Annotated in this window: 21 protein-coding genes; 13 read left to right on the top strand and 8 right to left on the bottom strand. The window is 72.5% G+C overall.

Going from position 1 to position 18,879, the window contains the following annotated elements; all coding sequences use genetic code 11:
* Positions 1-33: 33 nt before the first annotated feature.
* The gene (locus ACFFXY_RS02520; RefSeq protein WP_382345554.1) at positions 34-882 is read right to left on the bottom strand and encodes a TetR/AcrR family transcriptional regulator; all 849 of its coding nucleotides are present in this window, start codon (positions 880-882) and stop codon (positions 34-36) included.
* A gap of 74 nt (positions 883-956) precedes the next feature.
* On the opposite strand from ACFFXY_RS02520, the gene ACFFXY_RS02515 reads away from it, so the two are divergent.
* Both ACFFXY_RS02515 and ACFFXY_RS02510 read left to right on the top strand, forming a co-directional pair.
* On the top strand, positions 957-2,180 hold the full coding sequence (locus ACFFXY_RS02515) for an MFS transporter (protein WP_382345553.1): 1,224 nt from the start codon (positions 957-959) through the stop codon (positions 2,178-2,180).
* A 29-nt stretch (positions 2,181-2,209) separates the two neighbouring features.
* Entirely contained in the window at positions 2,210-2,599 is a 390-nt protein-coding gene (locus tag ACFFXY_RS02510; protein ID WP_382345552.1) for a carboxymuconolactone decarboxylase family protein, read from the top strand.
* Between the two features lie 61 nt (positions 2,600-2,660).
* Here the strand turns inward: ACFFXY_RS02510 and ACFFXY_RS02505 are convergent, their stop codons facing one another.
* Entirely contained in the window at positions 2,661-3,185 is a 525-nt protein-coding gene (locus tag ACFFXY_RS02505; RefSeq protein WP_382345551.1) for a hypothetical protein, read from the bottom strand.
* Between the two features lie 85 nt (positions 3,186-3,270).
* On the opposite strand from ACFFXY_RS02505, the gene ACFFXY_RS02500 reads away from it, so the two are divergent.
* Positions 3,271-4,776, top strand: a complete 1,506-nt coding sequence (locus ACFFXY_RS02500) for a hypothetical protein (protein ID WP_382345549.1) — start codon at positions 3,271-3,273, stop codon at positions 4,774-4,776.
* Here ACFFXY_RS02500 and ACFFXY_RS02495 read toward each other — a convergent pair.
* On the bottom strand, positions 4,773-5,900 hold the full coding sequence (locus ACFFXY_RS02495) for a DUF5925 domain-containing protein (RefSeq protein WP_382347336.1): 1,128 nt from the start codon (positions 5,898-5,900) through the stop codon (positions 4,773-4,775). The two genes, ACFFXY_RS02500 and ACFFXY_RS02495, sit on opposite strands and share 4 nt — an antisense overlap.
* Positions 5,901-6,126: 226 nt before the next feature.
* On the opposite strand from ACFFXY_RS02495, the gene ACFFXY_RS02490 reads away from it, so the two are divergent.
* From ACFFXY_RS02490 to ACFFXY_RS02480, 3 genes are all read left to right on the top strand, one after another.
* Positions 6,127-8,181 carry a bifunctional copper resistance protein CopD/cytochrome c oxidase assembly protein gene (locus ACFFXY_RS02490; RefSeq protein WP_382345547.1) on the top strand — a complete coding sequence of 685 codons (2,055 nt, stop codon included), beginning with the start codon at positions 6,127-6,129 and terminating at the stop codon, positions 8,179-8,181.
* A gap of 102 nt (positions 8,182-8,283) precedes the next feature.
* Positions 8,284-9,447, top strand: coding sequence for a trans-sulfuration enzyme family protein (locus tag ACFFXY_RS02485; protein WP_382345545.1), 1,164 nt, complete (start codon positions 8,284-8,286; stop codon positions 9,445-9,447).
* Between the two features lie 103 nt (positions 9,448-9,550).
* Positions 9,551-10,384, top strand: coding sequence for a class I SAM-dependent methyltransferase (locus tag ACFFXY_RS02480; protein ID WP_382345543.1), 834 nt, complete (start codon positions 9,551-9,553; stop codon positions 10,382-10,384).
* A gap of 139 nt (positions 10,385-10,523) precedes the next feature.
* On the opposite strand, the gene ACFFXY_RS02475 is transcribed toward ACFFXY_RS02480, so the two are convergent.
* Genes ACFFXY_RS02475 through ACFFXY_RS02465 form a run of 3 tightly spaced genes read right to left on the bottom strand, consistent with a single transcriptional unit; the run spans position 10,524 to position 12,798 of the window.
* Positions 10,524-11,414 carry a 5-oxoprolinase subunit C family protein gene (locus tag ACFFXY_RS02475; protein ID WP_382345541.1) on the bottom strand — a complete coding sequence of 297 codons (891 nt, stop codon included), beginning with the start codon at positions 11,412-11,414 and terminating at the stop codon, positions 10,524-10,526.
* Complete coding sequence (locus ACFFXY_RS02470) at positions 11,411-12,058, bottom strand: 5-oxoprolinase subunit B family protein (RefSeq protein ID WP_382345539.1); 648 nt, start codon at positions 12,056-12,058, stop codon at positions 11,411-11,413. The genes ACFFXY_RS02475 and ACFFXY_RS02470 overlap by 4 nt, the downstream gene beginning before the upstream one ends.
* The gene (locus tag ACFFXY_RS02465) at positions 12,055-12,798 is read right to left on the bottom strand and encodes a LamB/YcsF family protein (RefSeq protein WP_382345537.1); all 744 of its coding nucleotides are present in this window, start codon (positions 12,796-12,798) and stop codon (positions 12,055-12,057) included. Before ACFFXY_RS02465 ends, ACFFXY_RS02470 begins: the two co-directional genes overlap by 4 nt.
* A 157-nt stretch (positions 12,799-12,955) precedes the next feature.
* Between ACFFXY_RS02465 and ACFFXY_RS02460 the strand changes: the two genes are divergently transcribed.
* The 6 genes from ACFFXY_RS02460 (at position 12,956) to ACFFXY_RS02435 (ending at position 16,403) form a co-directional block, all read left to right on the top strand.
* Positions 12,956-13,927: a glycoside hydrolase family protein gene (locus tag ACFFXY_RS02460; RefSeq protein WP_382345535.1), complete on the top strand. Its 972-nt coding sequence runs from the start codon at positions 12,956-12,958 to the stop codon at positions 13,925-13,927.
* Positions 13,928-14,091: 164 nt separating this feature from the next.
* Positions 14,092-14,493, top strand: a complete 402-nt coding sequence (locus ACFFXY_RS02455) for a YbaB/EbfC family nucleoid-associated protein (protein ID WP_382345533.1) — start codon at positions 14,092-14,094, stop codon at positions 14,491-14,493.
* Position 14,494: 1 nt separating this feature from the next.
* On the top strand, positions 14,495-14,821 hold the full coding sequence (locus tag ACFFXY_RS02450) for a WXG100 family type VII secretion target (protein ID WP_382345531.1): 327 nt from the start codon (positions 14,495-14,497) through the stop codon (positions 14,819-14,821).
* Between the two features lie 151 nt (positions 14,822-14,972).
* The gene (locus ACFFXY_RS02445) at positions 14,973-15,467 is read left to right on the top strand and encodes a WXG100-like domain-containing protein (protein ID WP_382345529.1); all 495 of its coding nucleotides are present in this window, start codon (positions 14,973-14,975) and stop codon (positions 15,465-15,467) included.
* Positions 15,460-15,966, top strand: a complete 507-nt coding sequence (locus ACFFXY_RS02440) for a hypothetical protein (protein WP_382345527.1) — start codon at positions 15,460-15,462, stop codon at positions 15,964-15,966. Before ACFFXY_RS02445 ends, ACFFXY_RS02440 begins: the two co-directional genes overlap by 8 nt.
* A 14-nt stretch (positions 15,967-15,980) precedes the next feature.
* A complete protein-coding gene (locus ACFFXY_RS02435) occupies positions 15,981-16,403 on the top strand; it encodes a hypothetical protein (RefSeq protein WP_382345525.1) in 423 nt (140 codons plus the stop codon).
* 71 nt (positions 16,404-16,474) lie between these two features.
* Here ACFFXY_RS02435 and ACFFXY_RS02430 read toward each other — a convergent pair whose 3' ends face one another.
* Positions 16,475-16,918: a DUF1707 SHOCT-like domain-containing protein gene (locus tag ACFFXY_RS02430; RefSeq protein ID WP_382345523.1), complete on the bottom strand. Its 444-nt coding sequence runs from the start codon at positions 16,916-16,918 to the stop codon at positions 16,475-16,477.
* Positions 16,919-17,009: 91 nt separating this feature from the next.
* On the opposite strand from ACFFXY_RS02430, the gene ACFFXY_RS02425 reads away from it, so the two are divergent.
* Positions 17,010-18,191, top strand: a complete 1,182-nt coding sequence (locus ACFFXY_RS02425; RefSeq protein WP_382345521.1) for an NADH-quinone oxidoreductase subunit D — start codon at positions 17,010-17,012, stop codon at positions 18,189-18,191.
* Between the two features lie 19 nt (positions 18,192-18,210).
* Here the strand turns inward: ACFFXY_RS02425 and ACFFXY_RS02420 are convergent, their stop codons facing one another.
* Complete coding sequence (locus tag ACFFXY_RS02420) at positions 18,211-18,858, bottom strand: hypothetical protein (RefSeq protein WP_382345519.1); 648 nt, start codon at positions 18,856-18,858, stop codon at positions 18,211-18,213.
* Between the last annotated feature and the right edge of the window lie 21 nt (positions 18,859-18,879).

Below are 18,879 nucleotides of genomic sequence, written 5' to 3'. Positions count from 1 at the left end.
GGCGTGTGAAACGCTCACCGGACCGGTGGAAATTCACTCGTTCAGGAGACGGAGTACCACTGGGCGGGACACGGTCCCGGCGACCTGCTTCGCGAGACGGTTGGCGCTGGCACCTGCGGTGTTGGCGCGGCGCAGGGCCGCGCCGAGGTGCTCGCGGGCGGCGTCGGCCTCGGCCTGGGCGCGGCGCAGGCGCTCGGCGGCGGCGGCGACCTCGTCCTCCGCGTCGTCCTTCCCTTCGTCCTCCGATTCGCCCTCCGCCGCCTCGGGTGCGGCGGCCGGGTCGGCGAAGGCGAGGGCGGCGTGCTCGGCGAACGGGACGAGGAGGGCTTTGATCGCGTCGGCGTCGTTCGAGCGCTCGCCGAGCATGAGGCGGCGCAGCTGCGGGACCAGGTTGAGCCAGTTGGGGACCCCGCAGATGAGGAGGGTGATCAGGCCCGCGCGGAAGGCGTCGTCGGTGGCGAACTGGGCCATCGCGGCGTCGAGCTTGCGCTCGTAGTGGGCGGCGCGCCAGCCGTCGATGTCGTGGGCGTCCTCGCCGCGGTCGAGGCCCTCCCAGGTGAGCAGGCGCAGGAGCTGGGGGTGCTCGCGGTGGTAGTCGTAGAGGCGGACCACGAACGGGCCGACGCGGCCGTCCTTCCAGAGGGGGTCCACGACGTCGGTGAACTCCTGGAGGGCGTGGATGAGGACGGCGTCGAAGAGCTTGTCCTTCGAGCCGAAGATCCCGTAGATGCGCTCCTTGTTGACGCCCGCGGCCTCGGCGATGCGGTCGACGCGCGCGCCCGCCAGGCCGCGCTCGGCGAACTCCTCGCGGGCGGCGCACAGGAGGGCGGCGCGGGTGGCGTCGGAGCGCTTGGCCTCGTGCCTGGTGTCTGCGGTCGGCATGAGGGCCAGATTACCAGAAGATAAACCAACTATTTGGTTGACATAGACGCGCGGGCGGGCCTACATTTGCCCGCATGACAGCAACCACCACCGCGTCATCCGCCCGGTACGTGCCCGCGGGCCCGCCCGGACGCCCCCGGACCGGCTTCACCCCGGCGCGCACCGCCGTGCCGGTCTTCGCCTTCGCCGCGCTCCTCGCGACCGGCCAGATGTACACCCCCATACCGATGTTCGCGCAGATGGAGGCGTCCTGGGACGCCGGGATCGGCGCGATGACCTGGATCATCAGCGCCTTCGCGTTCGGCTACGCCGCCGGATTCGTGCTCTTCGGGCCCATGGCCGACCGCTTCGGGCAGCGCCGCGTCCTGGTCACCGGATTGATCGCCGCCGGAGTGGTCACCCTCTTGACCGGTCTGGCGCCCTCGCTGGCCGTCGCGATCCCCCTGCGCGTCCTCCAAGGGCTCGCCGTCGGCGCCATCCCGCCCGCGATGACCGCCTACGCCACCACCAGGATCGACCCCGCCCGGCGCGCGGTCGCCGTCACCTCCATCATCACCGCGTTCCTGTCCGCCACCGTGATCGGCCAGCTCGCCGCCCAGGCCGTCGTGCGCTCCGCCGACTGGCGGTGGGTGTTCGCCGGGTCCGCGGTCCTCTTCGCCGTCGCCGCGCTCGCGGCCTTCCGGATCATGACGCCCGACGAGCCGCGGCCCGGCGCGAGCCTCGCCCGCAGCTACGCGGCCATTCCGCGGGTGCTGCGGATCGGGCGCCTCGTGCCCATGTTCGGCGCGGCCGCACTCGCCATGGGCGCCATGGTCGCCGCGTACACCGGGATCGAGCTGACCGGCGTCGTCTCCGGCAACGCCGAACTGCTCGCCCTGCGCGCCAGCGCGCTCCCGGTGATGATCGCGCTGCCGTTCATCGCCGTGCCGCTCGCGCGGCTGGAGCGGACGACGCACCTGCTGCTCGGGACCGCCGTCGCCGGGCTCGCGATGGTCGGGGCGGCGTTCGCGGGCGGGCAGGTCGTGGCCCTCGCGTTCCTGCTGGCGCTCCTGGTGCTCGGCATCGGGATCGTCGGCCCGGCCATGAACCAGACCGCGGCCGAGGCCGGCGGGGAGCACCGGGCCGCGGCGACCTCCGTGGCGATGTTCAGCTTCTACGTCGGGGCGACCGCGGGGCCGCTGGCGGCGCGGGCCGTCGCGCCGCACGGGTTCGCCGCGCTCGCGTGGACGCTTGCGGCGATGCTGCTCGTTGCAGCAGGATTGGCCTTGTGGGGCAAGCGGAAAGCCTCACGCGACTGAATAGTCAGGACAGTGGAGGGCCAACTCTGATGGAGCAGCACTACGAGCGCGGGCTGAAGGCGCTTCAGTTCGTCTCGGGGGAAGCCGACCCGCAGGTCGTCTCCTCCCTCGCGGACATCGCCCCCGAGCTGGGCCGGTACATCGTCGAGTTCGGGTACGGCGAGGTCTACTCGAACCCGGTGCTGGAGCCGCGCGACCGGCAGCTGGTGACGCTCGGCGCCCTTGCGGCGCTGGGCAACGCGGAGCCGCAGCTGCGGTTCCACATCAACGGCGCGCTGAACGCGGGCTGCACGCGGGCGGAGGTCGTCGAGGCGCTCACGCAGATCGCGGTGTACGCGGGGTTCCCCGCGGCGATCAACGCGGTGACCGCCGCCAAGGACGTGTTCGCGGCGCGCGACGCCGAGGCCGAGAAGGAGTGACCGGACGGCGGGCGGGCGACCCCACATCGCCCGCCCCCGCCGTCCGCCCCCGTGCGGGAGTTCATCCCAGGGTGAAGCGCAGGACCGCGGCGCCGTCGGCGTCCATGCCGAGGAGCTGCACGAGCAGTTCGCCCGCGGCCGGGGCGGTGTCGTCGAGTTCGGCGATGTCGCCGACGCACCGGGACTGGAACGAGGTGCCGACGGCGGTGAGCTCGCAGACGCCGTTGACCGAGCCGCCGACGGACGAGCCGCCGCCTGCGATCGAGAACTCGATGCCTTCGCCGGTCACCGCGGTGACCTCGAACGGCAGGGTCTCGCCTGGCGCGCCGACGGTGATTGCGACCGGTTCGGCCACGGCCACTTCGCAGGCGCCGTCGGCGCAGGCCGTGTAGTCGTCGCCGTCGGCGGCGGCGAGTTCGGGCTCGGCCGGCGCTGACGCGGTGGTCTCGGCCCCGGTCGCGGGGTCCCGGGTCGTGGCGTCTGCGGCCGGGTCGTCGGCGGGCTGCGCGCCGCAGACGGCCAGGGCCGCGGCGGCGAGGAGGGCGGTGGCGGTGCGGACGGTGGCGGTGCGGGCGGTGGATCGCATGCGCCGACGGTAGGCGCGCGCGGGCGGGACCGGTCCCGGGGCTCCCGTGCTGCACTGGGGTTCCCGAGGGCCCGAGGAGTGCCGCATGTACCCCTTTCCGATCGTGCCGCAGGCCGTCCCGCCTGCCGCGCCGCCGCCGAGGCCGACTCCCCGCGACGCCGACCCGATGGCCGCGGTCGCGGGCAACGCGACGATGCTCGGCGTCGGGTACATGCTCATGCGGCGACCGGTCCTGGCCGCGGTGGCGCTGTGCGGCACCGGGTTCCTGACGTGGTCGGCGGCCGTCCAGACCGAGAATCCCCTGTGGAGGTACCTGCTCCCGGTGTGGGGGCTGGCGATGATCGCGCACGCGTGGTGGCTGACGCGCCGCGTCCTGCCGTCCCCGCTCGTGGACCCCTCGGACGCGGTGCGGCGCCTGCGGTTCTTCGCGGGCACCGCCGCGGCCCTGGTGCTGCTCTCCTTGGGCTGGTTCCGGATCGACGCGTGGTGGATCGTCCACGACGCCGAGGGCGCGCAGGCCGCGGGGGACTGCGGCGGGGCCGTCGCGGCCCTCGACGACCTCGACGCGGTGCACCGGGTCGCGTTCGGGCCGATCGCGCTGCGCGCCGAGGAGGAGCGGGAGGCGTGCGGCATCCTCCTTGCGGCCCTTGGCGAGGAGCCCGGCGAGGCCGCAGAGGGCGTGGGCGAGTACATGGAGCACCCGGGCGCGCTGTGGGACGGCGCGGGGGTCGAGCGGGCGTCGCTGCTGCTCGCGGCGGCCGCCGAGGGGGCCGTGCTCGACCTGGTGGACGTGGAGAACGCGTTCGCGCAACTGGAGGCCGTGCTCCGCGAGACGCCGGGCCAGGCGGGGGCGGTGCGGGAGGTGGCGGAGGCGTTCGTGGCGGACCTCGCCGGGATGCCCGTCTGCAAGGGGTACGCGGGCGACGAGTGGATCGCCGCGCAGGACTGGGACGCAGCGGAACTCACCGGGCCGGTCGCGGACGGCGCGGACCTCGTCCCGGCCCGTGTGCTCGGGTGCGCCCAGGAGCGCGCCGAGGAGGGCGACGGCGAGGGCGCCGTGGTCCTCTTCCGGGAGTTCCTCGCCGAGTACCCGGAGCACGAGCTCGCGGGCGAGGCCGCGGACGGGGTGCTCGCGTCGGGGACGTACTGCGCGGACCCGGTCGCCTACGCGGGCGCGCCCGCCTACAGCGGCCGCGGGCCGCACCCGATGCAGATCGTCGGCGGCGGCTGGGGCGCGGGCGGGCGCGGGTTCCCCGACTCGTGGCTGGGCACGTCCGCGGACGGCACCGAACTGGCCGTCTGCGTCGACGCGGAGGTCGGGGAGTTCCAGGAGTTCTGCCGGTACTCGGGGTCCTCCGGGACCGTCGACGTGTGGTTCTTCGCGCACCTGTTCACGATCAAGGCGTACGAGCTGCGCACCGGCGAGCTCGTCGCCGACTACACCCGCGAGATCGGGGACGCCTGCCCCGACACCATGGACAACACGTTCGAGACGGTCTACCTGTCGTGGTCGGGGTCGAGCATGAGCCTCGCCTCGGAGTTCACCGACGCGGACTTCCGCGGCATGTTCTCCGGCATTGTCGGTGCCTAGAGGTACTGTCCGACCTGCTGCTGCGGGACCTGGTGCTCGGTGCGGTTCGGGCTCGTGCCGCCGCGGCGCGCGTACAGCTCCGCGAGGGTCATCGGCTCGCGGACCTGGGCGCCGCCGAGCCAGTCGCTGGATTCGAGCGTCGACAGCTCGCCGACCTCGATCTGCGCGAGGCAGCGGCCGGGCCTGACCACGGCCGGATGGAGGCGGTCGAGGCGCTCGTTCGTGGTGATCGCCACCATGATCTCGCGGCCCTGGCCGAGCAGGCCGTCGGTCAGGTTCAGCAGGCGCGCGAGCGACTGCCCCGACGCCTCCTTCGCCTCGCCGCGGATGAGCTCGTCGCAGTCCTCCAGGACCATGAGCCGCCAGTGCTCGCGGCGCGGCTCGCCCGGGGCGAGGTCCGTCTCGATCGCGAGGTCCATCTCCGACCCGATGATGACCTCCATCAGGTAGGACGGGTCCGCGAAGAACGCCTCCGGGTCGAGGACCGTGTCCACCTGGCACCACGGCGCCCACTCGCGGGCGAGCGCCCGCAGCGCCGTCGTCTTGCCCGTGCCGGGCGGGCCGTGGAAGAGCACGAGGCGGCCCGTCACGTCCGAGGACTGCGTCGCCATGAGCTTGCCCAGTGCCGAACCGGCGCTGGAGGAGTAGTTGCGCTCGATCTCGGGCCAGCGCGGGGCGCTGATCGACCGGGTCGAGCGGAACGGGCCGCGCGCCGACCGGTACCAGAAGCCCATGTCGACCTTGTCCTCGCCGACCTCCTCGACCGAGCCGGTCCGGTCGGTGACGTACGCGGCGATCTCCTCGGCGCGCTCGCGGGTCACGGCCGTGACCACCGCCTGGCCCGAGCCGTCGCGCCAGCGCTGCGTGCGCAGCGTCCAGCCGTCCCCGGTCACCAGCTGGAGGAACGAGGTCCCCGAGATCGACCGGACGAGCACCCCGCCCTCGGGGATCAGGTCGACGTCGTCCGCGACCATGTCGAGCGCCCGGACCACCGCATGCGGCTGCGAGCCGCTCACGTACGCGTCCAGTGCCATGAGGTTCAGCACGTTGGACGGGTCGTCCGAGCCGTCCAACGTGAAGTGCATGTTGCCCAGCACGCCGCCGCCTCCCTGGAGCAGGTTCATGATCTCACCGCGTCTTTCGATGATTCCCATCGCGATCCACCATAGAAAATACGGCTCCGCCCCCGTCGCTGCGACTGGCAAGGCTACTTGGACGGCGCCCCGTGATCGTGCCTTATGACCCCGACATGGCGGGTCGCCGCCCGCAGGGTTGGCCGGGGGAGTCGCCGGAGATATCTGACCCCACCCGGTGGGGCGTGAGCTGGAACAATCAGCCATGCTGGGCTACGTGACCGCATCGACCGAGACCAGCCAAAACACCGCCGACACCATACCTGTTGGCGGCGGCGGTCCCCGAAGCGGGCTGCGCGCGTCGCGGCGCCGGGGGCTGCGGGCCCTCGCGGTCGCCGCGGCGGCCCTGGCCGGGCTGCTCGCCGCGGTGATCGCCCTCGACCTCGGCGGGGCCGTGGACGTCGAGGAGATCCCCGGGCTCTCGGCCGCCGACCCCGCCGTCACGTGGGCCGCCGGGCTCCTCAAATACGCGTACGACCTGGCGATGCTCGCCGCCGTCGGCTGCACCGTCGCCGCCGCGTGCTTCCTGCCCGGCCGCGCCGACGCGCGGAGCAGGCTCGCCGCGCAGCCGTGGCGGTGGCTGCGCGTGGGCGCCGCCGCCTCCGGGCTGTGGGCGGCCGTCGCGCTCGTCAGCCTCCCCGTGGACTTCGCGAACACGTTCGCGCGGCCCCTCTCGGAAGTCACCCTCCCGGGTCTGTGGTCCTACATCGCGCAGTACGAGCAGGGGCGGGCCCTCGGGCTGACCGTGCTCCTCGCGGGCGCGGCCGCCGTCGCCGCGGCGCGCGCGTTCACGATCCCCGGCGCGGCCCTCGCCGCGGCCCTGGCGCTCGCCGCCGCCGTGCCGCCGGTGTTCACCGGGCACTCCGCGTCCAACGGCAACCACCAGATCGCCGTGGACGGGCTGCTCATCCACATCGTCGCCGCCGCGTTCTGGGCCGGGGGCCTGTTCGCGCTGTTCATCGCCCGCAAGGACCCCGCGGTCGCCGCCCGCCGGTACTCCTTCGCCGCGGCCTTCGCGTACCCGGCGGTCGCCGCCTCCGGGCTCATCGTGTTCGTCGCGAACGTCGCGTTCACCGACCTGTGGGAGTCCGCGTACGGGCGCATCGCGCTCGCGAAGCTCGCGGTCCTCGCCGTCGGCGGCGTCCTCGGCTGGGCCCACCGGCGCAGGACCCTCCCCGCCGTCGAAGCGGGCAGCCGCCGCGCGTTCCACCGGCTCGCCGCCGTCGAGCTGGCGCTCATGGCGATCGCGTTCGGCCTCGCCTCCTCCCTGTCGGTCACCCCGCCCCCGGCCGAGGAGCTCCCCGACCCGAACACGGCCCTCCTCGGCTTCCCCACGCCCGAGCCGCTCACGCTCGCGCGCATCCTCACCGACTGGTACCCGTCGGTCCTGTTCTGCGCCGCCGCGCTCGCCGCGACCGGGTTCTACATCGCCGGGGTCGTGCGCCTGCGCCGCCGCGGCGACACGTGGGCCTGGTACCGCACCGCCCTGTGGGTCGGCGGCTGGGCGGTAATTGTGCTCACCACCTCCACCGGCCTCGGCAAGTACGGCATGGTCCTGTTCAGCGCGCACATGGTGCAGCACATGGCGCTCAACATGCTCGCGCCGATCCTGCTCGTGCTCGCCGCGCCCGTGACCCTCGCGCTGCGCGCCCTCAAACCGGACCGCGCCGGGGGCCCGCGCGAATGGCTCCTCGCGGCGCTCCACAGCCGCTGGTCGAGCTTCGTCTCCCGCCCGCTCATCGCCCTCCTCGTCTACCTGACGAGCCTGTACCTCATGTACTTCACCGGGATGTTCGAGTGGGCCATGCGGTCCCACTTCGGGCACCTGTTCATGACCGCGCACTTCCTCGCCGCCGGGAGCCTCTTCTTCTGGGTCGTCATCGGCCCCGACCCCAAGCCCCGGCCGCTCTCCTACCCCGCCAAGGTCCTCCTCTACTTCGTGTCGATCGTCTTCCACGCCATCTTCGGCGTGACCCTGATGATGGGGACGACGCTCATCGCCGACGGCTGGTACACCCAGATCGCCGTCCCCTGGGTCACCGACCTCCTCGCCGACCAGCGCGCCGGAGGCGGGATCGCCTGGGGCTTCGGGGAGATCCCCAGCCTCATCATCATCGTGGTCCTCATCGGACAGTGGGCCCGCTCCGAGGAGCGGGAAGGGCGCCGGCTCGACCGGATGGCCGACCGCGCCGCCGCCAGCGGCCATCCGGAGGACGACCCCCACGAGGTGTACAACGCCTACCTTGCCAGCCTCGACCAGGAACGCCGCTAGACGAACGTCCGGAACCACCCCCGACGAAAGTCAGGGATTCCGGGCCCCGATTCCGGTCGAAAGACAGATGCGGCCCGACCCCGCCCGCCATACCGTTGCGGCATGAGCGAACACGACGCAGCAGCCGCCATCGACACCCTCGCCGTCCACGCCGCCGAACCCCGGCCCGCCCACGGCGGATCGGTCGTCCACCCCATCTACCAGGGCACCGTCTTCGAGACCGTCCCCGGCCAGGCCTACGACGAACTCCAGTACATCCGCCTCAACACCAACCCCTCCCAGGAGTACCTCCACCGCAAGCTCGCCGCCCTCGAAGGCGCCGAGACCGCCCTCGCCACCGCCTCCGGCATGGCCGCCATCACCACCACCCTCCTCGCCACCCTCGGCGCCGGAGACCACCTCATCGCCGCGGGCGCCTTCTACGGCGGCACCCACCACTTCCTCACCGAGCAGGCCCCGCGCCTCGGCTGGACCGTGGACTTCGTCGACCCCGAGGACCGCGACGCCTGGACCGAGGCCCTCCGGCCCCGCACCAAGGCATTCCTCGTCGAGACCATCAGCAACCCGCTCGCCCGCGTCGCCGACCTCGAAGGCATCGCCGCGTTCAGCCGCGAGCACCGCCTCACCAGCATCATCGACAACACCTTCGCCACGCCCGTCGTCTTCCGGCCCCACAGCATCGGATTCGACCTCGTCTGCCACTCCGCGACCAAGGCCCTCAACGGCCACTCCGACCTCGTCGCGGGCGTCGTCACCGGCAGCGCCGAGCACGTCGGCGCCGTCCGCCACGTCCTCAACCTCTACGGCGGCAGCCTCGACCCCCACGCCGGATTCCTCCTCGCCCGCGGCCTCAAGACCCTCGCCCTCCGCGTCCGCCAGCAGGGCGCCAATGCCCTCGCGCTCGCCCGGTTCCTGGAGGGCCACAACGCCATCGCACAGGTCAACCACCCCGGCCTCGACACCCACCCCGACCACGCCCGCGCCAGCGCCCTCTTCGACGGCTACGGGTCCGTGTTCTCCTTCCGCCCCGCAGGCGGCGTCCCCGCCGCCGAAGCGCTCCTCAAAGCGCTCCGCCTCCCCTACGTCGCCCCCAGCCTCGGCGGCGTCGAATCCCTCATCACCCGGCCCGCCGTCACCAGCCACGCCGGAATGAGCCCCGAAGAGCGCGCCGCCGAAGGCATCCACGACGACCTCGTCCGCTTCTCCACCGGCATCGAGGCCGCCGACGACCTCATCGCCGACTTCAGCCGCGCACTCGGCGACTGAGGCCGCGAACCGCCGACCCGGGAGGAGGGAGCCGCTGGCGCAGGACACAGAACTTCATTAGGGTGGGGCCAATGCGCCGAATGCCCGCGAAAGGGGCCGTGCCATGGGACCGTCCGACCGGATGCTGCTCGTCGAGATCACCGAACGGCTCAAACGCCTCGGCGACGCCGTCGAAGGCGTCCGCGAGACCCAAGCGGGCATCGAACGGCGCCTCGACGCCCTCGAAACCGAGACGCGGGCGAACCGCAAGGCCCTCAAGACGAGCGCGCGCACCACGTACGCCCAGTTCGAGGACCTCATGGCGCTCTACCGCCTCACCGGGCCCGCCGGTCCGCTGCCGCGCATGCGCGACTGGGCCGCCGGACCCGAGCTGACCCGGTACCTCGCCGAAGAGGTCGCCGCCCGCGGCGGCGCCCGCGTCCTCGAATGCGGTTCCGGCACCAGCACCGTCGTGCTCGCCCTCGTCGCCCGCTCCCTCGGCGCCGGGCAGGTCACCGCCCTCGAACACGACCCGCACTACGCCGCGCGGACCCGCGCCGAACTCGACGCGCGCAACCTCGGCGGCTGGGGCAAGGTCGTCGACGCGCCCCTGACGGACGTCGACCTCGGCGGCGAGCGCTGGCGCTGGTACGACCCGGACCTGTTGCCCCGCGGCGAGATCGACATCCTCCTGGTCGACGGGCCGCCCGGCCCGACCGGCCCCCAGGCCCGCTACCCGGCGCTCCCGGTCCTCGCCGAGCGCCTCGCGAAGGACGCCCTCGTCGTCCTCGACGACGCCGACCGCCCCGACGAGCGCGCCATCGCCGCCCGCTGGACCGACGCCTACCCCGACCTCGCCCCCGAGCACCTCCCGCACGACCGGGGCACCCTCCTCCTGCGCCGAACGGCCGCGCAGGGCGAGATCGCCGGCGCGCATGAAAAGCTGAAGGCTGTATAAGCCGTCCCTAGCCCCCACCCACCCAGAGGGGAAAGCGAGTCTGGGGCCGATCATTGCCGGAGGGTCCGACAGAAAACGGCCCCGGCGGGTCCGCGGGGCGCGGAATCCGCCCGATCGGGGGAGGCGATGCGAGTCGGACTCAGGCGCGCTTGCTCCAGTGGGGCATGGGGATCGGGACGAAGCGGATGCGCGAGCCCGGCCGGGCCTGGGCGGCCGCGGCCTGGGCTTCGGGGCCGACGACGCCGATGACCGGGTAGCCGCCGGTCGTGGGGTGGTCGGCGCCGAAGAGGATCGGCTGGCCGTTCGGGGGGACCTGGAGCGCGCCCGCGGCGATGCCCTCGCTCGGGAGCTCCAGGGACGCGTCGGCGCGCTTGAGGGCCGGGCCCTCCAGGCGCAGGCCGATGCGGTTGGAGTGCTCCGAGACCGTCCAGACGCCGCGGGTCAGCTCCGCGACCGCCTCGGGGCGGAACCACTCCAGGCGTGGTCCCAAGTGGAGCTTCATGACGAACTCGTCGCCGATGCCCGCCCACGGCGCGGGCCACTGGGTCGGCAGCGGCGGGTGGGCCGGGGCCGGGCCGAGGGGGATCGTGTCGCCGTCCTTCAGCGGGGCGGGGCCCAGGCCCGAGAGCAGGCACGTGGAGTGCGATCCGAGGCTCGACTTCGGGTGCAGCCCACCGGAGAACGCGAGGTAGGAGCGGACGCCGACCTCGGCGGGCCCGGCGTCGAGGACCGACCCGGCCCGCAGCTTCACGGGCTGGCCCCACGCCTCGGGGCGGCCGTCGACCGTGACCGCGCAGGGCGCGCCGCCGACCACGACGGTGACGGCGCGGTGGGCCCTCACGGTGGCGCCGTTCAGGGTCGTCTCCAGGGCGCACGCCCCGGTCGGGTTGCCCGCCAGCTGGTTCGCGAGCCTCCAGGAAGGACGGTCGGCGGCGCCGGAGGGCGGGACCGCGAGGTGGCCCCAGCCGGGCCTGCCCGCGTCCTGGCAGGTGGTGAGGACGCCCGCGCGCAGGATCTCGATGTGGCTCATACCCGCACCGCCGCGAATCGCACGCGCGTGCCGGGGACCAGGAGCGCCGCCGGTTCGCGGTGCTCGTTCCACAACCGGCCCGGGTTCGTCATCGTCGCGATGAGCTGCCAGCCGCCGGGGCTGGTGCGCGGGTACACGCCCGTGTAGGGCCCGGCGATGCCGAGCGAGCCCGCCGGGACCCGCGTGCGCGGACTCTCGCGGCGCGGCACGCGGTAGCGCTCGGGGAGCCCTTCGAGGTACGCGAAGCCGGGGGAGAAGCCGCAGAACGCCGCCTCGTACTCGATCCCCGAGTGGATGTCGGCGACCTCGTCGGCCCGCACGCCCCACAGGGCCGCAACGGCTTCGAGGTCGGGGCCGTCGTAGCAGACGGGGATCTCCACGGCCTCGCCCGCGGCCTCGGGCTCGTCGCCGAGCGGCCAGCCCGGCAGCTCGGCGGCGAGGAGCTCGGGCTCGTCGACGCCGTCGACGAGGACGGTGGTCGCCCCCGGGACGAGGTCCTCGGCCTCCAGGAGGCCCGACATGCGGCGGCTCTGGAGCGACCGGTAGCAGGCGCGGGCGGCGGCTGTGGTGCCGCAGTCGATCAGGATGCCCCTCGGTCCGGCCGGGAGGGGCCTGAGCCGGTGGGCGGCGGGCGGTGTGCTCACGAGAATGCCTCCACGTCGATGCCTCGTTCGTCCAGTGCGGCCCTGATCGCGGCGGCGACCGCGACCGCGTCGGGCCCGTCGCCGTGCACGCAGATCGATTCGGCGGCAACGGTAGTGCGGGTGCCGTCGGCCGCGGTGACCTCGCCGTCCGCGGCGAGGCCGAGCGCTTGCGCGACGGCGTCGCGGGGCGCGAGGAGCGCCCCCGGCTCGCCGCGCGGGACCAGGCGGCCGTCGCTGCGGTAGCCGCGGTCGGCGAACGCCTCGCCCGCGACCCGCAGGCCCGCCGCGGTCGCGGCGCGGTCGAGCTCGCTTCCCCGCTGCGTCAGCACCAGGCCCACCCCCGCGAGGCGCGCGCCCTCGGCGACGGCCGCGGCCTGGACCGGGTCGCGTCCGGCCCGGTGGTACAGGGCCCCATGGGGTTTGACGTAGGCGACGCGCGACCCGGCGGCCTCGGCGAAGACCCGCAGCGCCCCGATCTGGTAGGCGACCTCGGCGGCCAGCTCGGCGGGCGGGACGTCCATCTCGCGGCGGCCGAACCCGGCGAGGTCGCGGTAGGACACCTGCGCCCCGATCCGCACCCCGGCCGCGGCGGCCAGCTCGCACACCCGCCGGAGCGTGGCCGGGTCCCCGGCGTGGAAACCGCATGCGACATTCGCGCTCGTGACGATCCGCAGCAGTGCGGCGTCGTCGGTGAGCTCCCAGCGGCCGAAACCTTCCCCCAGGTCCGCGTTGAGGTCCATGCGAACAACGGTACCGGATCACTCTTTCGGGCGCATTTTGCGCACAGAGGTGGTTCCGGGGCAGTGGGAATCGGGTTGCGGCAAACGCTTTCTTTCGCTATGTTTCAAGCAGTCAGCCAGGTCCGGCCGAGCGGCCGCCGACACCCCCGGAGGAACCATGACGACCGGTCCTGCCTCGAACCCCGACGACCTCCGCGCCCCCGCGCCGCTGTTCACCGACCCGGTCTTCGACGGGCCCACCGACCCCACCGTCGTCCACGACCCCGCGGGCGGGCTCTGGCACCTGTTCTACACCCAGCGCCGCGCCAACCAGTCCGACGCGATCGGCAACGACAGCGGCGTCGCCTGGGTCCACGGCACCGACATCGGGCACGCCACGAGCCCCGACGGGCGCGAGTGGACCTACGCGGGGACCGCCGCCGGTCCCGGCGGCGGCGACCGCGACACCTGGTGGGCCCCCGAGGTCCTGCGCCACGACGGGCGCTGGCACATGTACGTCACCTATCTCGAAGGCGTCCGCGAGGACTGGTCCGGCCCCGCCGAGATCCGCCACTACACCTCCGGCGACCTCGCCGCCTGGGCGTACGAGTCCACGCTCGACCTCGACTCCGAGCGCGTCATCGACGCGACGGTCCACCGCCTCCCCGACGGGCGGTGGCGCATGTGGTTCAAGGACGAGCGGCGCGGGAGCCACGTCTACACCGCCGACTCCGACGACCTCTTCGCCTGGGCCCCTGCCGGTCCCGCCGTCACGGGCCAGAGCCAGGAGGGGCCCACGGTGTTCGCGCTCGGCGGCGTCTACTGGATGGTCACCGACGGCTGGTCGGGCCTGCTCGTGCACCGCTCCACCGACCTGGAGCACTGGCACCGCCAGCCGGTCCCGCTGCTCGCCGGGCCAGGCCGCCGCGCGTTCGACGAGGCGCTCGGGCACCACGCGATGGCGCTGACGCAGGGCCCCGACGAGGCGTACCTCTACTACTTCACGCACCCCGGCGGCGGGCGCCGCTCCGCCGTCCAGGTCGCGCGCCTCCACGTGCGCGACGGGTGGCTGCGGTGCGTGCGCGACGACCACTTCGACTACCTCCCCGACCCCGCCAAGACCGCCGCGCTCCGGGGCGGCACGGCCTGAAGCGCGCCGGAACCGGTCCCAAAGCGGGCGAAGCGAACTCCTGACACTCTGTAAACAAGCTTGTCGAATCCCCTGGTGGGGCGGCACTTTCAGGGGACCCGTTTGTGGCGGGCCCGGTCTATGCTGAAGGCCACACCGAGTCCACTAAGACCCCCGGAGGCGGCATGTTCGGTGAGGACGCGATCGCCCAGCAGCTGGCGGAAGCCCGCTCGGCGCTCGACGAAGTCAGACAGCAGCAGGGCCAGCCGGTCCAGCCCGTCACCGCCGAGGCGGCGGACGGGCGCATCCAAGTGACCCTCGGCGCGAACGGCCGCGTCGAGAGGTTCCGCTTCCTGGAGGAGCGGGTCCTCAAGGAGGGCACCGAGTTCCTCGAAGTGGAGATCGCCAAGGTCGTCAACGCCGCACTCGACGCCCGCACGGAGGCGCTCACGGCCGACGTCCCGACCCCGGACCTGGAGGCGATCGGCACGGCCGTCGCCCAGATCCAGGAGCAGGGCGTGCGCCAGATGCGCGACATGACCGCGCAGATCAGCGCGGTCATGCAGAAACTCCAGGGAGGGAGCTGACATGGTCGTCAAGCTCGACCTCGAATCGATCCGCGAAGGCGCGCAGCAGCTCGACGCCGCGACCGAGACCGTGCAGGGACTCTTCGACCAGTTCAAATCCTCAGTGGAGGGACTGGCGGACTCGTTCGGCGGGGACATGATCGGCAGCCTGCTCGACCTGGCCCACCAGGTCTGCATGGAGGCCATCACCGAGTGCATCTCGACCAACATCGAGGACCTCGGCGACTACGCCAAGAACCTCCGCGAGATGGCCGACGCCCACGAGGACAACGACGCCGAGGTCGAACGGCTCTTCAAGGAGCTCCTCGCGGCGCTGGGCAGGGACTGACCCCAGGGCCCCGCCCGATCCCCGACCCCCCGACTTCCACCCTCTCACTCTCCTTCTCCCCCAACGGCCGCCGGCACCGGCCCGCATCAACTCCTTCATAACGCTCCGTACCACGGGCACTGCGCAGTGTCCCCTCTCTAAGGAGCCCTCAGTGGGTTTGCAACTGCCCTCCGAGCTGAGAAGCCTCCTCAGCATGCTCGGCTACGACTGGCCCGAGCCAGACGAGGAGAAGCTCTTCAACCTCGGCGACACCTGGACCGATCTCGCCGATCAGATCGGCGGCGCGATCGACAAGCTCGAAGCCGCCGCGAAGACCGTCACCGACAACAACATCAGCGAGGACATCGCCGCGTTCAAGTCCGAATGGGAGGACGGCGAGTCAGCCGTCCGCAACATCGCGGACATCGGCGAGCCCTCCAACATCATCAGCATCGGCCTCATGATCGCCGCGGGCGTCGTGCTCGCCCTCAAGATGCAGATGATCGTCCAGCTCGTGACGCTCGCGATCCAGATCGCGCAGGCCATCGCCACCGCCGTGGTGACGTTCGGGGCGTCGCTGCTGGAGATCCCCATCTTCAAGATGATCACCTCCAAGCTCATCGACATGCTGCTGGACATGGCCATCGAGTCGGTGCTCAATGGTTAGGACACGCACCCGCGCCGCGCGGAAGACCACCGCCAAAGGCGCCAAGATCATCTCCGGACTCATCAGCAACACGCATTTCTTCCGCACGGGGAAAGGCGGCGGCAGCTGGGTCAAGAAAACGGTCAAGAGCACCGCGCAGAAGTCGACCCGCTCCAAATGGCGCGCGAAGGTCGGCCGCTCGCTCAGCAACGACTACAAGGGCACGTTCTTCAAGAAGCACCCGAAGCTCAAAGGCAAAGTGGTCGTCCACCACGCCGTCGAGCAGCAGGTCCTGCGCAGGTACAAGGGCCGCTTCTCCGCCGCGGAGCTGCACTCGCTCGAAAACCTCCGCGGCATCCCCAAGGGCCAGGTGAACAGTCGCGTCCACCTCAGCCAGATCCGCAAGGAATGGAACCAGTTCTACAAGGACTACCCGAACGCCACCCGCCAGCAGATCCTCGACCACGCGACGAAGGTCGACCTCAAGCTCGGCACGAACTTCAATCCGTCCGTCCCCTAAGTTAGGATGCGCCAATGAGCTACTACCTTCTGGAGCCCGAGGTCGCCGGGGAACTCGGCGAGGACACGGTCATGGACACCGACGTGCACCCGCCCGTCGTGACCAGGCTCCAGTACGTGATCCAGGACTGGCTCGGCGACGAGATCCTGGAGTCGACCCCCTGCTTCGTCGTCACGGAGCACCTGGCCGGCCTCATCGGCGCGGCGGGCCTGTCCGGCTACCGCCTCGCCGACGCCGAGGTGATCCTCGGCGAGGACGCCGAGGAGCTCGCGGGCGGCCCCGTCGACCTGCCCAAGTGGCAGTGGCTCCAGCTCACCGGCACCGCCGAGAGCGACGACTTCGGGGCCTCCCGCAACGGCAGCCTCGTCGTCTCCCAACGGGCCCTTGACGTCCTGCGCCAGGGCACCCTCGCCAACTGCGACGTCGAACCGCTCTAGCGGACATCGAGCGAAGGGGCGGCCGTTTCGACCGGCCGCCCCTTTTCGCGTGCGTGTCCTACAGGTCGGGGTCAGAACATGCCGGAGAAGGCCGCGACCACGAAGAGGACCAGGACGACCAGGACGCCGATCGCGATGTACAGGAACAGCTGCGGGGAGAGGATGAAGATGACCAGGCAGGCGACCGCGGCGATCGCCACGGCCACGCCCGCGATCTTCCACTTGTTCGAGCGCTCCTCGGCGCCGTCGCGAAGCTGCTGGTTCGCCTTCGACAGGGACTCGGGGCGCATCTCGCGGGTCGGCTCCATCGACGCCTCCGCGAACCCGGGCGGGGGGAGCTGCCGCAGGTCGGAGATGAGGACGTCCAGCTCGGAGTAGACGCGGGCGCGCATCGCCGCGTCCACCCGGTCCTGGTACTCCGGCACGTCCAGGCGGCCCTCCTCCACCGCCTGACGCAGGCGCTCCATGACGACCTGCCGGTCGCTCTCCGAGGCGCGCATCTGATCGCGGTCCATTCGGCCACACCTCCAATGTCGGATGCTCCGTCTAGGATGCCAGGGCCCGGCAACACGGTGCCATGCCAACCTATGGCACGCGAGCTTTGCCATGGCTCCTCTTCCCGAACCGGGAGGAAACTGGAACGATGAGGGGGTGAGCGAAGAGCTGATCGTCGGCGTGGGCGCCGCCACCGAGACGACCGACATGGTGCTCAACATCGGCCCGCAGCACCCCTCCACGCACGGGGTGCTCCGGCTCAAGCTGCGGGTCGACGGCGAGCGCGTCACCGAATGCGAGCCGATCGTCGGCTACATGCACCGCGGCGCCGAGAAGCTCTACGAGGTGCGCGACTTCCGGCAGATCATGCTGCTGGCCAACCGGCACGACTGGCTGTCGGCGTTCTCCTCCGAACTCGGAGTGGCCCTCGCCGCCGAGCGCCTCGCCGGGATCGAGGTCCCCGAGCGGGCCGTGTGGCTGCGCATGGCGCTCGCCGAGATGAACCGCATCCTCAACCACCTCATGTTCCTCGGGTCCTACCCGCTGGAGATCGGCGCGATCACCCCGATGTTCTACGCGTTCACCGAACGCGAGCGCATCCAGGCGGTCATGGAGGAGGCCAGCGGCGGCCGCGTCCACTACATGTACAACTGCGTCGGCGGCCTCAAGCAGGACGTGCCCGACGGCTGGGAGGACCGCGCCCGCCGCGCCGTCGACGACGTCGAGACCGGCATGGCCCGCCTCGACAAGCTCCTGCGGCACAACGAGATCTTCGCCGCCCGCACCAAGGGCGTCGGCGTCCTCGACGCCGCCACCGCCGCCGCGTTCGGCGTCACCGGGCCCGTCGCCCGCGCCTCCGGCCTCGACTTCGACCTGCGCCGCGACGAGCCCTACCTCGGGTACGGCGAACTCGACGTGCCCGTCGTGACCCGCACCGAAGGCGACTGCTACGCCCGGTTCATCTGCCTCATGGACCAGGTCGGCGCCTCCATCGAACTCGCCCGCTTCTGCCTCGGCCGCGCCGTCACCACCCGGGGCCCCGTCAACACGAAGCTCCCGAAGATCTTCAGGCCCCCCGCCGGCGAGACCTACGTGTGGACCGAGAACCCCCTGGGCGCCAACGGCTACTACCTCGTCAGCCGCGGCGAGAAGACCCCCTACCGGCTCAAGCTCCGCACCGCGTCCTACGCGAACGTGCAGGCCCTCGCCACCCTCATGACCGGGTGCCTCATCCCCGACATGATCGCCATCCTCGGGTCCATGTTCTTCGTCGTCGGCGACATCGACAAGTAGCCCGCCGCCGAGCCGCGCGTCAGGTGCAGCCGCCCGTGGTCTCGTGGACCCTCAGCGGCTCGGCCTCGACCGCCTCCGTCCACGACGACAGCTCCTCGCCGCCCGGGCAGGGCACCGCGCCCCACGACCACTCGGGCGTCGCGCTCGCGGGCGGGTCCGGCGCGAACGACGCCACGCCGCCGCCGTCCAGGGGACGGCAGCCCGTGACCGCCTGGACCTGCACCGGGTCCGACCAGCGGCCCCCCGGAGGATCGGGGACCTCCGCGGTCACCCGCAGGCCGATGTAGCCCTCGGCCTCCCCCGACCACACGGCCGCCGCCGTGTTCGAGGACCGCTCCAGGCCGAACCGCTCCGCCAGCGCCTCCACCTGCGCGACCGTCGCCCCCGACACCTGGAGCGTCCGCGACAGCGACAGGCCCGGCCGCACCGGCGTCACGTCGCACTCCTCCACGCCCAGCGGGCCCGCCGCGAGGACCGCCGCGCCCGTCACCGCCGCGGCCGCCTCCCCCAGCGCCGCGTCCATGACCGCGCGCGCCTCGGCGGCGTCCACCTGCTCGCGGACCGTCGCCCGCGTCCCCGCGAACGCGGCCGCGAGCAGCAGCAGCGCCCACACCGCGACCGCGGCGCGCAGGCGGCGGCGCCAGCGCGCCGAGACGTTCGAGAACACGGGACACAGTCTGCCCTACCC

This window comes from Glycomyces mayteni (genome assembly GCF_042428885.1).
In the GTDB taxonomy this organism is placed as follows: Bacteria; Actinomycetota; Actinomycetes; order Mycobacteriales; family Micromonosporaceae; genus Glycomyces; species Glycomyces mayteni.
Note: the sequence above shows the minus strand (reverse complement) of the source record. Positions and strands in the feature narration are given on the sequence as shown.